We start from the raw sequence: 17,277 nt of genomic DNA on the forward strand, positions 1-17,277 counted from the left end.
GCTTTCGTGGTGGCCCCGGGTGGGGCGTTTCTCGTCAGCCGTGTTCGCGCCAGCGGTTGGTGATGGGGAGCCGGCGGTCCTTGCCGAAGCCCTTGGCCGAGATCTTGGTGCCCGGCGGGTACTGGCGCCGCTTGTACTCCGCCGTGTCGACCAGGCGGAGCACCCGGGTGACGAGGTCCGGGTCGAAGCCGGAGGCGACGATCTCCGCCCGGCCCTGGTCCCGGTCCACGTACCGTTCGAGGATCTGGTCGAGGACGTCGTAGTCCGGCAGCGAGTCGGTGTCGACCTGCCCCGGGCGCAGCTCGGCGCTGGGTGGTTTGGAGATGGAGTTCTCCGGGATCGGGGGCGTCTGCCCGCGGTCCTCTGCCGCCCGGTTGCGCCATGTGGCGAGGCGGAAGACCTGGCTCTTGTAGACGTCCTTGATCGGGCCGTAGGCGCCGACCGAGTCGCCGTAGAGGGTGGAATAGCCGCAGGCGAGTTCGGACTTGTTCCCCGGCGCGAGCACGATATGGCCCTCCTGGTTGGAGATGGCCATCAGGGTGGTACCACGCAGCCGGGACTGCAGGTTCTCCTCGGCCAGGCCCGTGAGCTGTAGCGCTTCCATATAGGCGTCGAACATGGGGCCGATGGGCACCGTGCGGTAGTGCAGACCCGTACGGCGCGCGAGCTCGGCGGCGTCCTCCTTGGAGTGCTCCGAGGAGTAGCGGGAGGGCATGGAGACGCCGTGGACGTTCTGCGCGCCGAGCGCGTCGCATGCGATGGCGGCGACGAGCGCCGAGTCGATGCCGCCGGACAGGCCGATGAGGACGCTGCGGAAGCCGTTCTTGGCCGCGTACGCGCGCAGGCCGACGACCAGCGCGGAGTAGACCTCCTCGGCGTCGTCCAGGCGTTCGGCGTACCCGCCGGTGAGCTCGGGCTCGTAGGGAGGGAGCGGGGTGGGGGAGAGGGTGACGTGGTCGACGCGCAGACCGTCGTCCACCGTGCCGGAGGGCGGCTCCGGGGCAGCCTCCGGCAGGTCCAGGTCGATCACGACACAGCCCTCGGCGAACTGGGGCGCGCGGGCGATCACTTCGCCGTCGGGCGCGACGACGATCGAGTCGCCGTCGAAGACCAGTTCGTCCTGGCCGCCGATCATCGCCAGATAGGCGGTGGTGCAGCCTGCCTCCTGGGCGCGCTTGCGGACGAGTTCCAGGCGGGTGTCGTCCTTCTCGCGCTCGTAGGGGGAGGCGTTGATGGAGAGCAGCAGTCCCGCGCCGGCGGAGCGGGCTCCGGGGACGCGGCCGCCTTCCTGCCACAGGTCCTCGCAGATGGCGAGGGCGACATCGATGCCATGGACACGGATGACGGGCAGGGTCTCGCCGGGGACGAAGTAGCGGAACTCGTCGAAGACGCCGTAGTTGGGAAGGTGGTGCTTGGCGAAGGTCAGCACCACCTCGCCGCGGTGGAGGACCGCCGCGGCGTTCTGCGGGGCGCCCGCGGGCTGGCCGTAACGCGGCTGTGCCTTCTCCGACCGGTCGAGATAGCCGACGACCACCGGGAGTTCACCCAAGCCCTCCTCCGCGAGCCGCGCCGCGAGCGCGCGCAGGGCGGCGCGGGACGCCTCGACGAAGGAGGAGCGCAGCGCCAGGTCCTCGACGGGGTATCCGGTCAGCGCCATTTCCGGGAAGGCGGCCAGATGGGCCCCCTGCTCGGCGGAGTGCCGGGTCCAATGGACGATCGTCTCGGCGTTCCCGGCGAGATCGCCGACGGTCGAGTCGATCTGATTCAGGGCGAGACGAAGTTGAGGCACGCGGTCAGTGTAATCGTCTCTCTGACGCGATCCAGGGGCGGGCGGTACGCGCTCCAGCATGCGGTGCGGGCCCGCCGCCGGGTCCTCCGAGGATCCGGGGAGGCCGGGCCGGCCGGGAACGTGAAGGCCCCGTCCGGTGCAGGCACGGGCCTCGTCGGAGCTGAGGCCGGGGCAGCCCGCAGACCGCCGTCTCGATCGGCGGCCGCGGCTGACGGCCGCGGCCCGGACACCATCAGGCTTGGGGACGGCTCTTCCGAACGCGGCGGGGCGGCCCGGCGCCCGCTGTGGTGAACGCGGTGCCGGGTCCCCCCGTGCTGATTGCTCCGCTGAGCTGCGGCGATAGCATGACGCCCACTATGTCCGGTGCCCCGCGTCTCATCTCCGTCCTGCTCGCACTCGGAGCGGCCGCCTACACCGCCTGGGTGCTGGAGGCCGTCCTGGCCACCGGCCTGGACCCCGGCGGGACGTACGTCAGTGAGCTCGCGGCGACCGACCAGCCGCTCGGAACACTGTTCCGGACGACCGACCTCGCCGCCGGAATGATGTTCCTCGCAGCCGCCGTGATCGCGCTGCGCCGGGAGCCGCGCCGCGCCCCGTGGGCCACCTTCGGCTGGGCCGGGATGGCCGTGTTCGGCGCCGCCACCGCGATCGACTCGCGGCTTCCCCTGAGCTGCGCGGCGACAGACGACACCGGGTGCGCAGCCCGCGAGGCCGCCGGTCTGGTGCCCGTCACGCATATGGCGCACGTCGTCAGCAGCGCGGTCGCGATGGGCGGCGCGCTGGTGGCCGTGGCGGCGCTGACGCTCGCGGCCCGCCGCTACGGCCGGTGGGCGCCCGTCGCCCGTTTCGGCCCGCATCTCCTGGCCGGTGAACTGCTCGCCACCGTCTGGACCCTGGCCGCCGTCGCGGCCTTCGAGACAGGCTGGGGCCAGTGGTACCTGGGGGCCGGACAGCGGCTGCAGGTGCTGCTCATCGCGGTCTGGACCGCCGTACTGGCATACGCCGTGCGGGAGCGGACCGTATGACGCGCGTCCCCGGGCGCATGCTCCGGATCGACGGGGTGCCCACGCACGTCCTGTGCGAGGGGTCGGGCCCGGTGTGCGTCCTCAGCGGCGGGCTCGGCAGCAGCTGGTTCGACTGGGATCCCGTGGTGCCGCTGCTCACCGCGCACCGCACCGTGGTCCGCTTCGACCGTCCAGGGCTGGGCCTCAGCGCCCCGTCCCCGCGCGTCCCGACCGCCGCGGGGGAGGCCGGCCGCATTCTGCGTGTCCTGGACGCGCTCGGACTGACCGGCCCCTGCGAGGTCGTCGGGCACTCCCTCGCCGGATTCCACGCCGAGGCGTTCGCCAGACTGCACGCCGCGCGCACAGCGGGGCTCGTCCTGCTGGACGGCAGCGTCGAGGAGAACCCCCGATCACCGTTCCCGCCGGGGCTGCGGATCGGCACCGCCCGGCTGCTGGCCGCGGCGCTGTCGGCCGCGGGCCTGCCGCGGGCGCTGGGCCGTACCGCCCGGCGCCTCACGGTCCGGGCGGAGACCGTACGGCACCGCGACCCCGCGCCGGGCGAGCTCGTACGCCGCTGCTACGGCACCAGCCGTGCACTGCGGGCCGGGCTGCTGGAGAACGCCACCTACCCGGACGTGGCGGCGGAACTGGCCGCGCTGCGCGCCCGGCACCCGCTGCCCCGCGTGCCCGTCACCGTCCTGGCGGCGTACGGCGCCACGGACTCGCCGCGGGAACTGCGCTGGCTCGAGCGGCAGCGGGAGCTCGCCGCGCTGCTCGGAGGAGAGTTCCGGATCTCCGCCCCCGCAGGGCACCTGGTGATGCTCGACGACCCTGCCGCGGTGGCCCGGGCGGTGCTCCGCGCCGACTGACGGGTTCGCCCGCACCTGAATTGCGCCACCACCGGTGGAGACGCGTAACCTGCTGGAAACTGCCCCTGGTGATACTGATCCGGCCCCCACGATGTGCCCGGCGGCGCTGAACAAGCCGTCCGACCTGCAAGGAAGTAGCGATGGACAAGCAGCAGGAGTTCGTGCTCCGCACGCTCGAAGAGCGCGACATCCGCTTCGTGCGCCTGTGGTTCACCGATGTGCTCGGTTTTCTCAAGTCGGTCGCGGTGGCACCAGCGGAGCTCGAGCAGGCATTCGACGAAGGCATCGGCTTCGACGGCTCGGCGATCGAGGGATTCGCACGGGTCTACGAATCCGACATGATCGCCAAGCCGGATCCGGCCACGTTCCAGATCCTGCCCTGGCGCGCCGAGGCCCCCGGAACGGCCCGGATGTTCTGCGACATCCTGATGCCGGACGGCTCGCCGTCGTACGCGGACCCCCGCTATGTCCTCAAGCGGATCCTGGCCAAGACCTCGGACCTGGGCTTCACCTTCTACACCCACCCCGAGATCGAGTTCTTCCTGCTCAGGGACAAGCCGGTGGACGGCAGCCGTCCGGTCCCCGCGGACTCCTCCGGCTACTTCGACCACACACCGCAGAACGTCGGCATGGACTTCCGCCGGCAGGCGATCACCATGCTCGAGTCCATGGGCATCTCCGTGGAGTTCTCCCACCACGAGGGCGCGCCCGGCCAGCAGGAGATCGATCTGCGGTACGCGGACGCGCTGTCGACCGCGGACAACATCATGACGTTCCGGCTGATCATGAAGCAGGTCGCGCTGGAGCAGGGCGTGCAGGCCACCTTCATGCCCAAGCCCTTCTCGGAGTTCCCGGGCTCCGGGATGCACACGCATCTCTCGCTCTTCGAGGGCGACCGCAACGCCTTCCACGAGTCCGGTGCCGAGTACCAGCTGTCGAAGGTCGGACAGGCCTTCATCGCGGGCCTGCTGCGGCACGCCGGCGAGATCGCGGCCGTGACGAACCAGTGGGTGAACTCCTACAAGCGGATCTGGGGCGGCTCCCAGCGCACGGCGGGCGCGGGCGGTGAGGCGCCCTCGTACATCTGCTGGGGCCACAACAACCGCTCGGCGCTGATCCGCGTGCCCATGTACAAGCCGGGCAAGACCGTCTCGACGCGGATCGAGGTCCGCTCGCTGGACTCCGGCGCCAATCCCTATCTGGCGTACGCGGTGCTGCTCGCGGCCGGGCTCAAGGGCGTCGAGGAGGACTACCGGCTCCCGGCCGGCGCGGACGACGACGTCTGGGCGCTGACCGACGCCGAGCGCCGTGCGATGGGCATCGAGCCCCTGCCGCAGAACCTCGGCGAGGCCATCGCGCTGATGGAGCGCAGCGAGCTGGTTGCGGAGACCCTCGGCGAGCATGTCTTCGACTTCTTCCTGCGCAACAAGAAGCAGGAGTGGGAGGAGTACCGCTCCGAGGTCACGGCCTTCGAGCTGCGCAAGAACCTGCCGGTTCTCTGATCCGGCATCGGGCAGCCCGGCCCGCCGACCCCGGATAGGCTCGTCACCAGCCCTTGACCGCGAGGGCGGCAGGCCGGCGGGGGCGTGCTCCAGGGACGGGAGGCGGCGGGATGCGGGTACCGCAAGGACGCAGAAGCAGTACGTTCACCCGGCTGCTCAGGTACGGCTTCACCGACCCCTCGGCCGCCGCCCGGCTGCTCGACGCCCCCGAGTTCTCGGCCGTCAGCACCGACTCCGTCCTCCTGGACGCCCTCGGCGAGACCGCCGACCCCGACCTCGCGCTGATGGGCCTGGTACGCCTCGTGGAGGGGCTGTCGCTGCGGGACGAGGTGGAGGCGGCGTCCGGGGAGGACGGGGGGCGGCCCGAGGCCCAGACGCTGCTCGACACCCTGATCGCCGCGAAGCCCCTGCGCGACCGGCTGCTCGGCGTGCTCGGCGCGTCCGAGGCGCTCGGCGACCACCTCTCCCGGCACCCGCTGGACTGGCACGCGCTCGTCACCTACGAGGCGGCCGATCTGCATCCGGGCGTCGACGAGTTCGAGCGCTGCCTCGACGAGGCGAAGGACCCCGACGCGCTGCGCGCCGCGTACCGCCGCTGTCTGCTCACCATCGCCGCCCGCGACGTCTGCGGGACCATCGACGTCGCCGACAGCGCCGCCGAACTGGCCGATCTGGCGACCGCCACCCTGCGCGCCGCCCTGGCCATCGCCGAGGCCCAGGCACCTGCCGACGCCAAGGCCTGCCGGCTCGCCGTGATCGCCATGGGCAAGTGCGGCGGCCATGAGCTGAACTACGTGTCCGACGTGGACGTCATCTTCGTCGCCGAACCCCTCGACGGCACCGAGGAGCCCAAGGCGATGCAGGCTGCGACCCGGCTGGCCTCGCACATGATGCGGATCTGCTCCGACACCACGGCCGAGGGCACCATCTGGCCGGTGGACGCCAATCTGCGCCCCGAGGGCCGCAACGGCCCGCTGGTGCGGACCCTCTCCAGCCATCTGGCCTACTACCAGCGGTGGGCCAAGACCTGGGAGTTCCAGGCGCTGCTCAAGGCCCGGCCGGTCTCCGGCGACATGGCCCTGGGCCAGGAGTACGTGGACGCCGTCGAGCCCCTGGTCTGGCAGGCCGCCGAGCGGGAGAACTTCGTCCCCGACGTGCAGCAGATGCGCCGCCGCGTGGTCGACAACATCCCCGCGGCCCAGGTCGACCGGGAGCTCAAGCTCGGCCCCGGCGGGCTGCGGGACGTGGAGTTCGCCGTCCAGCTCCTCCAGCTCGTGCACGGCCGCACCGACCCCGACCTGCGCAGCGGCGCCACCCTCGACGCGCTGGCCGCGCTCGCCGCGGGCGGCTACGTCGGACGCGCGGACGCTGCCTCGCTCGACCGCGCGTACCGTTTCCTGCGCTCGATGGAACACCGCATCCAGCTGTACAAGCTGCGCCGCACCCATCTCGTCCCCGAGGACGAGGCCGATCTGCGCCGCCTCGGCCGCTCCCTGGGCTTTCGTACGGAGCCGGTGACCACCCTGCGCCGGGAGTGGAAGCGGCACGCGCGCGAGGTGCGCAGGCTGCACGAGAAGCTTTTCTACCGGCCGCTGCTCGACGCCGTCGCCCAGCTGGAGCCGGGCGAGGCCCGGCTCAGCCCCCGGGCCGCGCGCCAGCGTCTCGAAGCGCTCGGTTACGCCGACCCGGCTGCCGCCCTGCGCCACCTGGAGGCCCTGGCTTCGGGCGTCACCCGCAAGGCAGCGATCCAGCGCACCCTGCTGCCCGTGCTGCTGGGCTGGTTCGCCGACTCGGCGGACCCCGACGCCGGGCTGCTCAACTTCCGCAAGGTCTCGGACGCGCTGGGCAAGACCCCCTGGTACCTGCGGCTGCTCCGGGACGAGGGCGCCGCCGCGGAGAATCTCGCCCGGGTGCTGTCCGCCGGCCGGCTCGCCCCCGACCTGCTGCTGCGCGCCCCCGAGGCGGTCGCCCTGCTCGGTGACCCCGAGGGGCTCAAGCCTCGCGACCGGGCGCATCTGGAGCAGGAGATCCTTGCCGCCATGGGCCGGTCCGACGGGCCGGAGCAGGCGCTCGTCACGTCCCGCGGCGTACGGCGCCGCGAGCTGTTCCGTACCGCCGCGGCCGACCTCATCGGGGCGTACGGCACCGAGGCCGGCCTCGCGGAGGAGGCCGACCACCCCCTCACCGGCGGCCGCGCCGTCGACATGGTCGGCAGCGCGATCAGCACCATCACCGCAGTGACCATCGCGGGCGCGCTGCGGGCCGCGGTGCGTGCCACCTGGGGCGATGAGCTGCCCACCCGCTTCGCCGTGATCGGAGTGGGCCGTTTCGGCGGGTACGAGCTGAGCTACGGCTCGGACGCCGATGTGCTCTTCGTCCACGAGGCCCGCGAGGGCGTGGACGAACAGGAGGCCGCGCGGGCCGCCTTCGCCGTCGCCAACGAGATGCGCCGACTGCTCCAGCTGCCCACCGCCGACCCTCCGCTGCTGATCGACGCCGACCTGCGCCCGGAGGGCAAGTCCGGACCCCTGGTGCGCACGCTGGCCTCGTACGCCGCCTACTACCGGCGCTGGTCGCTGGTCTGGGAGAGCCAGGCGCTGCTGCGTGCCGAACCGGTGGCGGGCGACCGGGATCTGGGGGAGCGGTTCATCGAGCTGATCGACCCGCTGCGCTACCCCGTCGAGGGCCTCGGCGAGGACGCCGTACGGGAGATCCGCCGGCTCAAGGCCCGGATGGAGTCCGAGCGGCTGCCGCGGGGCGCCGACCGGACCACCCACACCAAGCTGGGCCGCGGCGGGCTGTCCGACGTCGAGTGGACCGTACAGCTGCTGCAGATGCGGCACGGCTGGGCGGAGCCGGGCCTGCGGACCACCCGCACCCGGGAGGCGCTGCACGCCGCCCATGCGGCGGAGCTGATCTCCACCGAGTACGCGGAGATCCTCGACGAGGCCTGGGTGCTCGCCGCCCGGGTCCGCAACGCCGTGATGCTGGTGCGCGGACGGCCCGGCGATACCTTCCCCACCGACGGGCGGGAGCTCGCGGCGGTGGGGCGCTATCTGGGGTACGAGCCGGGTCATGTCGGAAAGATGCTCGACGACTACCGACGGATCACACGACGGGCACGGGGGGTCGTCGAGGAGCTGTTCTACGGGGCATGAGAGCTCGCCGCGGCACGCTCAGACCGGCCGCAGCTCCGGCTGCACCGCCACCTGTCGGGGCAGCCGGTACGCCATCGAGCCGTACCAGGCGAAGGACAGCGCGAAGCCGAACGACAGGCACATCAGCCCGCCGACCGCGTCCAGCCAGAAGTGGTTCGCCGTCGCGACGATCACCAGCAGGGTGAACGTCGGATAGACCATGCCGAGCACCTTCGCCCACAGCGGACGGGCCAGCATCGCGATGGTGATGCCGCACCACACCGACCAGCCGATGTGCATCGACGGCATCGCCGCGTACTGGTTCGACATGGCGGCGAGATTGCCGGACGCCATCGAGCCCCACGTCTCGTGCACCAGCACCGTGTCGACGAAACCGCCGCGCGGCATCAGCCGGGGCGGCGCCAGCGGATACAGGTAGTAGCCGAGAAGGGCCACACCCGTGGCCACGAAGAGCACGAGCCGCGTCGCCGCGTAGCGCCCCGGGTGCCAGCGGTAGAGCCACACCAGAACCGCGATGGTCACGATGAAGTGCAGCGTGGCGTAGTAGTAGTTCATGCCCACGATCAGCCATTCCACCGAGTTCAGGGCATGGTTGACCGTTTTCTCCACGGCGATGCCGAGGGCCTCCTCCGCACGCCAGATCCAGTCGGCGTTGCGCATCGCCTCCGCCCTCTGCTCGGGCACCGCGTTGCGGATCAGCGAGTACGTCCAGTAACTGACCGCGATCAGCAGGATCTCGAACCAGAGCCGGGGCCGACGAGGGGTACGCAACCGGTCCGTCAGGGACCGCTGGAGCGCGGCACGGTCCGCGCGCTCCTCGATGGGTGACGGAGTGGTGGCCGCGCGACGGCCTTCCAGAGTCCTCACGGTTACTTCACCCATAGCGCGACAGTCTGCCAGATCGTCGCCATCGACAGATCATTCGCCGGTCGGTTCCTCCTCACCCACGCTACGCCTGGACAGGCTCTGCTGCCCCTTCGGACCGGCGGCCGTCGAACCGCGTACCACCAGCTCCGGGAGGAAGACGAACTCGTTGTACAGCGGGGCCCGGGCCCCGCCCGAGGAGGGCAGGGGAAGGGTGCCGCCGACCTCCTCCAGCAGCGCCCGCACCGCCGCCTGCCCCATCGCGGCGACCGGCTGTCGGATCGTGGTCAGCGGCGGATCGGTGAAGGCGATCAACGGCGAGTCGTCGAAGCCGATCACCGACACGTCGTGCGGCACGTTCCGGCCGCGCTGCCGGGCGGCCCGGACCGCGCCGAGCGCCATCATGTCGCTCGCGCACACCACCGCCGTACAGCCCCGGTCGAGCAGCGCGGAGGCGGCCGCCTGGCCGCCCTCCAGCGAGAACAGCGAGTGCCGCACCAGCGACTCGGCCTCCTCCGTGCCGAGGCCCAGCTGCTCCTCCATGCTGCTCAGAAAGCCCTCTATCTTCCGCTGCACCGGTACGAACCGCTTGGGGCCCAGCGCCAGCCCGATCCGCTCGTGGCCGAGCGCCGCGAGATGGGTGACCGCCAGACGCATCGCCGCCCGGTCGTCGGGCGAGACGAAGGGCGCCTGCACCTTCGAGGAGAAGCCGTTGACGAGCACGAACGGCACACCCTGGGCCCGTAGCTGCTCGTACCGCTGCATATCGGCGGAGGTGTCGGCGTGCAGCCCGGAGATGAAGATGATCCCGGCGACCCCGCGGTCCACCAGCAGCTCGGTCAGCTCGTCCTCGGTGGCGCCGCCCGGGGTCTGGGTCGCCAGCACCGGCGTGTACCCCTCGCGGGTCAGCGCCTGTCCGATCACCTGCGCGAAGGCCGGAAAGATCGGATTCTCCAGCTCCGGGGTGATCAACCCGACCAGGCCGGCGCTCCGCTGACGCAGCCGCACCGGGCGCTCGTAACCCAGCACGTCCAGCGCGGCCAGCACGGACTGGCGGGTGGTCGCGGCCACGCCCGGCTTCCCGTTGAGGACACGGCTGACCGTCGCTTCGCTGACCCCCGCCTGAGCTGCGATGTCAGCAAGGCGCGCGGTCACGGAACGGGACTGTACCGGTCGCATCTCAGACCGCCCACCACACACAGGAATCGGCCGGGACACGGACGGTGCCTCCGGCGAACTCGAGCGGTCGGGTGGAGAGCAGCGGCCGTCCCGGTACCGGGAGTTCGATCTCCCCGCCCAGTGTGTTGAGCGTGCACACGAACCCGGGACGCGACACGGCCAGCACCCCGGTGGGCGCGTCCAGCCAGGTCATCGGTCCGTCGCCCAGCCCCGGCAGATCCCGGCGCAGCACCAGCGCCGAGCGGTACAGCTCCAGGGTGGAGCGCGGGTCACCCGACTGTGCCTCGACCGACAGCTCCTGCCAGGCCGCCGGTTGCGGCAGCCAGCTGCCGCCCGGCCCGAAGCCGTACGGCGACCGCTCGCCCGACCACGGGATCGGCACCCGGCAGCCGTCGCGGGTGCCGTCCTGGCCGTCCCCGCGGAAGAACGCCGGGTCCTGGCGCACCTCGTCGGGCAGATCCACGACCTCGGGAAGGCCCAGCTCCTCGCCCTGGTAGACATAGGTGGAACCGGGCAGCGCGAGCATCAGCAGGGCGGCGGCGCGGGCCCGGGCCAGGCCTCGCTCACCGCCGCCGTAGCGGGTGGTGTGCCGGACGACGTCGTGGTTGGACAGCACCCAGGTGGTGGGCGCGCCGACCGAGGTGGTCGCGGACAGCGACTCGTCGATCACCGTACGCATCGCGGTCGCGTCCCATGCGCAGGTCAGGAACTGGAAGTTGAACGCCTGGTGCAGCTCGTCGGGGCGTACGTACAGCGCGAGCCGCTCGGAGGTCGGCGCCCAGGCCTCCGCGACTCCGATCCGGTCGCCGTCGTAGGAGTCGAGCAGCTTCCGCCAGGAGCGGTGGATCTCATGCACCCCGTCCTGGTCGAAGAACGGCAGCGTCTGCGCGCCGATCATCTTGGCCTGCTCGCCGGCGCCGATGTCCGGCAGACCGGGGGCCTTGACCATGCCGTGCGCGACGTCGATACGGAAACCGTCGACACCCAGGTCCAGCCAGAAGCGCAGGATCGAATCGAACTCCTCCCGCACCTCCTGGTTGTCCCAGTTGAGGTCGGGCTGCTCGGGCGCGAAGAGGTGCAGATACCACTCGCCGGGGGTGCCGTCCGGCTCGGCCGTACGCGTCCAGGCCGGGCCGCCGAACACCGACTCCCAGTCGTTCGGGGGCAGTTCACCGCCCGGGCCCTTGCCGGGCCGGAAGTGGTACCGGTCCCTGGAGGCCGCGCCCGCTCCCTCCGCGAGCGCGGCCCGGAACCACACATGCTGGTCCGAGGTGTGGTTGGGGACGATGTCCACGATCACTCTGAGCCCGAGCTCATGAGCCGTACGCACCAGGTCGTCGGCGTCCGAGAGATCGCCGAACAGCGGGTCCACGGCGCGGTAGTCGGCCACGTCGTATCCGCCGTCGGCCTGCGGCGAGGCGTAGAAGGGAGTGAGCCAGACGGCGTCCGCGCCCAGTTCGGCGAGGTAGGGCAGCCTCTCGCGGATTCCGCGCAGGTCGCCGATACCGTCGCCGTCACTGTCCGCGAACGAGCGCACATACACCTGGTAGATGACGGCACTGCGCCACCAGCCCTGGGTGTGCTGCCCGGCCGGCTGCTCGCGGACGGACGGGGCGAGGTCCTGGGTCATATTGCGTCCCTATCGGGTAGGCCCAACGGAGGGGCATCACAGGCGAAGGCTTGGTCGTAGGAGTCAACGCGCCGCGCGCGGACCGGGATACGGAGATCAACCCTTGGTGCCGCCCGCGGTCAGCCCGGCGACCAGGTGCTTCTGGGCGAAGAAGAACATCAGGCCGGCCGGGATGGTGATCAGTACCGAGGAGGCCGTCATCAGGCCCCATTCGGCCCGGTGCGGGCCGATGAAGGTCTGCAGCCCGACGGCGAGGGTGTAGTTCTCCTCGCTGGACATGAACTGGGTGGCGTAGGCGACTTCGCTCCACGCCGTGATGAAGGAGTAGAAGGCGGTGACGGCCAGACCGGGCCGTGCGAGCGGCACGATCAGCCGCCAGAAGGTGCCGAACGGGGTGAGCCCGTCGACGCGCCCCGACTCGTCGATCTCGGTGGGCACCGTGTCGAAGTAGCCCTTGAGCATCCAGGCGCAGAACGGCACGGACACCGAGCAGTAGGTGAGGATCAGACCGCCGTAGCTGTCCAGCAGGCCCAGCTTTCCCAGGATGTTGTAGAGCGGCACGATCAGCACCGCCACCGGGAACATCTGGAAGAGCAGAAAGGACCACATCAGCGATCCGTGCCCGGGGAAGCGCATCCGGGAGACGGCGTATCCGGCGGTGGCGGAGATGAGGACGCCGACGAGCGTGTTGCCTCCGGCGACCACCAGCGAGTTCCCGAACCAGTTCAGGAACTCCGTCTCGCCCAGCACCCTGGTGTAGTTGGCGAGGGAGAAGCCGGACATCTCCATCGGATGCGTCCAGCCGTTCTCGCCGCGCAGCGACACCAGGACGATGAAGAGGACCGGGAACAGCGCGACCAGTGCGGCCAGTCCCAGCGTGGCGTGCAGGGCCACCGACGAACCCCGGGCCCGCTCCCCGCGCTTGCGTATGCGTACGGCTGTGGTGCCGCTCATCGGGCGGTCTCCTGACGGGTCAGCATCCTGCGGTAGAAGACGGAGAAGACCAGCAGGAGGGAGAGGATGACGATGCCGTACGAGGCCGAACCGGCGTAGTCCCGTACGCCCTGGAAGGCGAGGCGGTAGGCGTAGGTCACCAGGATCTCGCTCTCGGTCCCCCCGGCCTGGCCGATCACCAGATAGATGATCGGGAACATATTGAACGTCCAGATGGTGCCCAGCAGGATGACGGTGCTGCTGACCGGGCGGAGGCCGGGAAGGGTGACATGGCGGAACCGCTGCCACGGCGAGGCCCCGTCCATCTCGGCCGCCTCGTGCAGTTCCCGGGGGATCGACTGCAGTCCGCCGAGGATCGCGACCATCATGAACGGCACCCCGAGCCAGGTGTTGACCATGATGACCGAGATCTTCTGGATGAAGGGGTCGCCGAGCCAGTCGACCGGAGCGACACCGACCTCGGCGAGCAGCGCGTTGAAGACGCCGTTGCGGCCGTTGTACATCAGCTTCCAGGCGAAGGCGGCGACGAATGCCGGGACCGCCCAGGGCAGGATCAGCAGCACCCGGTACAGGGAGCGGCCCCTGACCGGGCGGTTGAGCAGCATCGCCAGACCGAGACCGATGGTGTAGTGCAGGAACACACAGCTGGCGGTCCAGATCACGGTCCAGGTCAACCGGGGATAGAACGACCCCTCCTTGCCGGAGAGGATGTCCCAGTAGTTGTCGAGGCCGACGAAGGTGTACGTCGACGGGACCTCGAAATTCCCGATGGTGCGGCCGATGTTGGCCTCGTTGGCATCGGTGAAGGAGAGATAGAGGCCGCGGCCGAGCGGATAGCCGACGAGCACGGCCAGGACCACGACGACGGGCAGCACCATCGCCCAGGCGTACCAGTGGTGGTTGAACGATCGCCTGGCCCGGGCGAGCAGTCCGGGGCGCGGACGCTTTTCCGGGCCCCCGGCGCTCCCGGCGCCGGGAGCGCTCCGGGGCTGGGTGACGGCTGTGGTCATGGCTCCAGGCTTTCTACGGGTTCTGCGTGCGGAACGGACGGGAACCGGCTCGGCCGGCCGGGCGCGTGGGTTCCGTCCCACGCGAGCGGGGCGGACCCCCGGCCGGCCGAGCCGGAGACAGGTCCTGTCTGACAAATCCCGCCTGGCCCACGACGCCTGGCACGCCCGTCTGCTGCGTTGTCGGAGTGTCCGAGTAGCCCACTACGAGGACACTCCTCCGCCTTGCAGCCGCACGCGCCATGCGCCGTGGGCCCCGCCTTGCGGCGGACGGCGCTATTTGTCAGACAGGCCCTGTGCTCAGCCGCCGATCGTGTAGTCCTTGATCAGCTTGGTCTTCCACTCCTCCGCCAGTGCGTCGAGCCCGGCCTTCGGGGCGACCTGGCCGCGCAGGATCTTCACATAGTGCTGGTCGAAGGCGACGAAGAGATCACCGACGCCGGGAATGGACGGGCGCGCCCTGGAGGTGGCCAGTGCGTCCTTGAAGGCCTTCCTGACCGGGTCGGCGGTGACCGCCGCGGTGTACGCCGATGTGCGGGTGGGCAGCGTGCCCAGCTCGGTGGCGGTGTACTCCTGGCTCTTCGCCGACGTCATGAACTTCACGAAGAGATAGGCGGCGTCGAGGTTCTTCGTGCCCCGGTAGACCGAGTAGTTGTGGCCCCCGATGGGAGCCGCGCCCTTGCCGGAGGAGCCGGCCGGGATGGGGGCGATACCCAGGTTCTTCTTGTCCTTGAAGGCCTTGCCGGTGAAGTCGTCGGCGGTCGACCAGGGGCCGTTGACCACCATGGCGACCTTGCCGTCCTTGAAGGCCGTCTGCATGTCGACGTAGCCGTCGGTGGTGGCGGGCTTCAGCGAGACACCGGACTTCACCAGCTTCAGCGCGGTCTCGACACCCTTGACGGCCTCGGGTGAGTTCACGGTGATCTTCTTGCCCTTGACGTCGAGCATGTCACCGCCCTCGCCGTAGATGAACGGCAGGGAGAAGTAGCCCTCGGGGTTGAGCTGGGTGCCCGCGACCCCGGTCCTCTTCTTGATCGTCTTCGCGGTCTCGATGAACTCGTCCCAGGTGGCAGGGGGCTTCACGATCCCGGCCTTCTTGAAGACCTCCTTGTTGTACAGGAGGCCGAGGGTGTCGGTGACCTGCGGGACGCCTACCGTCCGGCCCTTGTACTTCGCGGTGGACAGCGGGCCGGGGAGGAAGTCCTCCTCGTTCTCCAGGGCGGCGGTGCCGTCGAGGGGCTGGAGGTAGCCGAGGTTGGCGAAGCCCGCGGTCCAGCCGACGTCCGTACGCATCACATCGGGTGCGCCCTTCCCGGACTGGGCGGCGGTCTTGAACTTCTGCTCGGCGGCGTCGAAGGACACCGGCACCTGCTTGACGTCGATCTTCGGGTACTTCTTCTCGAAGTCCGCGACCAGCTTCTTGTACGCCGGGCCCTCGGCCTCGTTGGCGGTGTCCCACCAGGTGACGGTGCCGGAGACGCTGCCCGGGTCCTTGGCGGCCTTCGACCCGTCGCCCCCGCTGCCGCCGGTGTCGCCACCGCAGGCCGTCGCCGTCAGAGCCAGCACCCCGGCCACCGCGGCGATCGATATGCCTCGACGCATATGGATCTCCTCATTGAATGTGACCCGGCTTGTCCCTTGGCGGTCCGGGCTGGCAGGAACGTAACAGGCTGCAATCTCTTGCGAAAGGCCTTGCAGAGAGAAAACGCTGTGATGTCTCCGCTGTGACCTCCCTGTGTCCTGGGGCTTGACCCCGGTGGTTGAGCCTCGTACGGTCTCGACCGCAGCAATGCGCTGTCGGCTTGCTGCAAGAATCTTCATCAATGGCCTTACGGGCATGGCGCGTTGCCGCACGAGGCTGCGCCATTCGTCCCGCACCTCCCCCCAAACAGGAGGCCCCCCACATGGCCGGCACCCTCAGCAGGTCCCTCGCCGCCGGTTTAATTGTCGTGAGCATGGCGGCGGCCCTTGCCGTGCCCGGCACGGCTCAGCGGGCACAGGCGGCCCCGCCCGGCGACAAGGACGTCACCGCCGTCCTCTTCGAGTGGCGCTTCGACTCGGTGGCCCGGGAGTGCCGGGACACCCTCGGCCCGGCCGGCTACGGCTACGTCCAGGTCTCACCGCCGCAGGAGCACATCCAGGGCAGTCAGTGGTGGACCTCGTACCAGCCCGTCGGCTACCGCATCGCCGGCCGGCTCGGCGACCGCGCCGCCTTCAAGAACATGGTCGACGCCTGTCACGCCGAGGGCGTCAAGGTCGTCGCCGACTCCGTGATCAACCACATGGCCGCCGCGTCCGGCACCGGCACTGGCGGCTCGTCATACACCAAGTACGACTACCCGGGCCACTACCAGTCGCAGGACATGGACGACTGCCGGTCGGCCATCGGCAACTACCAGGACCGGGCCGATGTGCAGAACTGCGAGCTGGTCGGTCTCGCCGACCTGGACACCGGCGAGGAGTACGTCCGCTCCAGGATCGCCGGATATCTCAACGATCTGCTGTCGCTGGGCGTGGACGGGCTGCGGATCGATGCCGCGAAGCACATGCCGACCGGTGACCTCGCCGCGATCAAGCGCAAGTTGAGCGACCCCGACGCCTACTGGAAGCAGGAGGCGATCCACGGGGCGGGCGAGGCCGTATCACCGAGCGAGTACCTGGGCAACGGCGACGTCCAGGAGTTCCGGTACGCCCGTGACCTCAAGCGGGTCTTCACCAGCGAGCAACTGTCGTATCTGAAGAACTACGGCGAGGGCTGGGGCTATATGGAGAGCGGCAAGTCCGCCGTCTTCGTCGACAACCACGACACCGAGCGCGGCGGCGACACCCTCACCTACAAGGACGGCGCCGACTACACCCTGGCCCACGTCTTCATGCTGGCCTGGCCCTACGGCGCCCCGGACGTCCACTCCGGCTACGAGTTCAGCGACCGCGACGCGGGCCCGCCCGACGGCGGCGCGGTGAAGGCCTGCTACACCGACGGCTGGAAGTGCCAGCACAAGTGGCGGGAGATCGCGGACATGGTCGGCTTCCGCAACGCCGTGCGCGGCACCGCCGTCACCCAGTGGTGGGACAACGGCCATGACGCCATCGCGTTCGGCCGCGGAGCCAAGGGCTTCGTCGCCATCAACCACGAGAACACCTCTCTGAGCCGTACGTGGCAGACGTCGCTGCCGGCCGGCGACTACTGCGATGTGCAGAGCGGCAAGGGCGTCACGGTCGACGGCTCCGGCCGGTTCACCGCCACCCTCGGCGCGAACACGGCCGTAGCACTGCACATCGGCGCCCGCGGCTGCGCCGGCTGAAGCCGGCCCCCTTCGT

11 protein-coding genes and 1 pseudogene are annotated in these 17,277 nt (G+C 70.4%); 5 read left to right on the forward strand and 7 right to left on the reverse strand.

Going from position 1 to position 17,277, the window contains the following annotated elements:
• Nucleotides 1-34 precede the first annotated feature (34 nt).
• On the reverse strand, nucleotides 35-1,789 hold the full coding sequence (locus ACTWQE_RS18555) for an NAD+ synthase (protein ID WP_443330082.1): 1,755 nt from the start codon (nucleotides 1,787-1,789) through the stop codon (nucleotides 35-37).
• A 344-nt stretch (nucleotides 1,790-2,133) separates the two neighbouring features.
• On the opposite strand from ACTWQE_RS18555, the gene ACTWQE_RS18560 reads away from it, so the two are divergent.
• From ACTWQE_RS18560 to ACTWQE_RS18575, 4 genes are all read left to right on the forward strand, one after another.
• Entirely contained in the window at nucleotides 2,134-2,814 is a 681-nt protein-coding gene (locus ACTWQE_RS18560) for a DUF998 domain-containing protein (protein WP_443330083.1), read from the forward strand.
• Nucleotides 2,811-3,662: an alpha/beta fold hydrolase gene (locus ACTWQE_RS18565; RefSeq protein ID WP_443330084.1), complete on the forward strand. Its 852-nt coding sequence runs from the start codon at nucleotides 2,811-2,813 to the stop codon at nucleotides 3,660-3,662. Before ACTWQE_RS18560 ends, ACTWQE_RS18565 begins: the two co-directional genes overlap by 4 nt.
• A 140-nt stretch (nucleotides 3,663-3,802) precedes the next feature.
• On the forward strand, nucleotides 3,803-5,164 hold the full coding sequence (gene glnA, locus ACTWQE_RS18570; RefSeq protein WP_443330085.1) for a type I glutamate--ammonia ligase: 1,362 nt from the start codon (nucleotides 3,803-3,805) through the stop codon (nucleotides 5,162-5,164).
• 110 nt (nucleotides 5,165-5,274) lie between these two features.
• The gene (locus ACTWQE_RS18575) at nucleotides 5,275-8,322 is read left to right on the forward strand and encodes a bifunctional [glutamine synthetase] adenylyltransferase/[glutamine synthetase]-adenylyl-L-tyrosine phosphorylase (RefSeq protein ID WP_443330086.1); all 3,048 of its coding nucleotides are present in this window, start codon (nucleotides 5,275-5,277) and stop codon (nucleotides 8,320-8,322) included.
• Between the two features lie 18 nt (nucleotides 8,323-8,340).
• Here ACTWQE_RS18575 and ACTWQE_RS18580 read toward each other — a convergent pair whose 3' ends face one another.
• The 6 genes from ACTWQE_RS18580 to ACTWQE_RS18605 all read right to left on the reverse strand — a co-directional run bounded on the left by ACTWQE_RS18580 (nucleotide 8,341) and on the right by ACTWQE_RS18605 (nucleotide 15,558).
• On the reverse strand, nucleotides 8,341-9,204 hold the full coding sequence (locus ACTWQE_RS18580) for a phosphatase PAP2 family protein (RefSeq protein WP_443330087.1): 864 nt from the start codon (nucleotides 9,202-9,204) through the stop codon (nucleotides 8,341-8,343).
• Between the two features lie 36 nt (nucleotides 9,205-9,240).
• The gene (locus tag ACTWQE_RS18585) at nucleotides 9,241-10,341 is read right to left on the reverse strand and encodes a LacI family DNA-binding transcriptional regulator (RefSeq protein WP_443330088.1); all 1,101 of its coding nucleotides are present in this window, start codon (nucleotides 10,339-10,341) and stop codon (nucleotides 9,241-9,243) included.
• 25 nt (nucleotides 10,342-10,366) lie between these two features.
• A complete protein-coding gene (locus ACTWQE_RS18590) occupies nucleotides 10,367-11,995 on the reverse strand; it encodes a glycoside hydrolase family 13 protein (RefSeq protein WP_443330089.1) in 1,629 nt (542 codons plus the stop codon).
• 96 nt (nucleotides 11,996-12,091) lie between these two features.
• On the reverse strand, nucleotides 12,092-12,949 hold the full coding sequence (locus ACTWQE_RS18595; protein ID WP_443330090.1) for a sugar ABC transporter permease: 858 nt from the start codon (nucleotides 12,947-12,949) through the stop codon (nucleotides 12,092-12,094).
• Nucleotides 12,946-13,959 carry a carbohydrate ABC transporter permease gene (locus tag ACTWQE_RS18600; protein ID WP_443330091.1) on the reverse strand — a complete coding sequence of 338 codons (1,014 nt, stop codon included), beginning with the start codon at nucleotides 13,957-13,959 and terminating at the stop codon, nucleotides 12,946-12,948. The genes ACTWQE_RS18595 and ACTWQE_RS18600 overlap by 4 nt, the downstream gene beginning before the upstream one ends.
• 297 nt (nucleotides 13,960-14,256) lie before the next feature.
• Nucleotides 14,257-15,558 carry an extracellular solute-binding protein gene (locus tag ACTWQE_RS18605; RefSeq protein ID WP_443330092.1) on the reverse strand — a complete coding sequence of 434 codons (1,302 nt, stop codon included), beginning with the start codon at nucleotides 15,556-15,558 and terminating at the stop codon, nucleotides 14,257-14,259.
• Nucleotides 15,559-15,911: 353 nt separating this feature from the next.
• Between ACTWQE_RS18605 and ACTWQE_RS18610 the strand changes: the two are divergent.
• Nucleotides 15,912-17,258 (forward strand): annotated as a pseudogene (locus ACTWQE_RS18610) (alpha-amylase); the annotation flags it as partial.
• Nucleotides 17,259-17,277: the final 19 nt, after the last annotated feature.

Origin of the sequence: Streptomyces sp. 8N706 (assembly GCF_052245415.1) — a bacterium.
GTDB lineage: Bacteria > Actinomycetota > Actinomycetes > Streptomycetales > Streptomycetaceae > Streptomyces.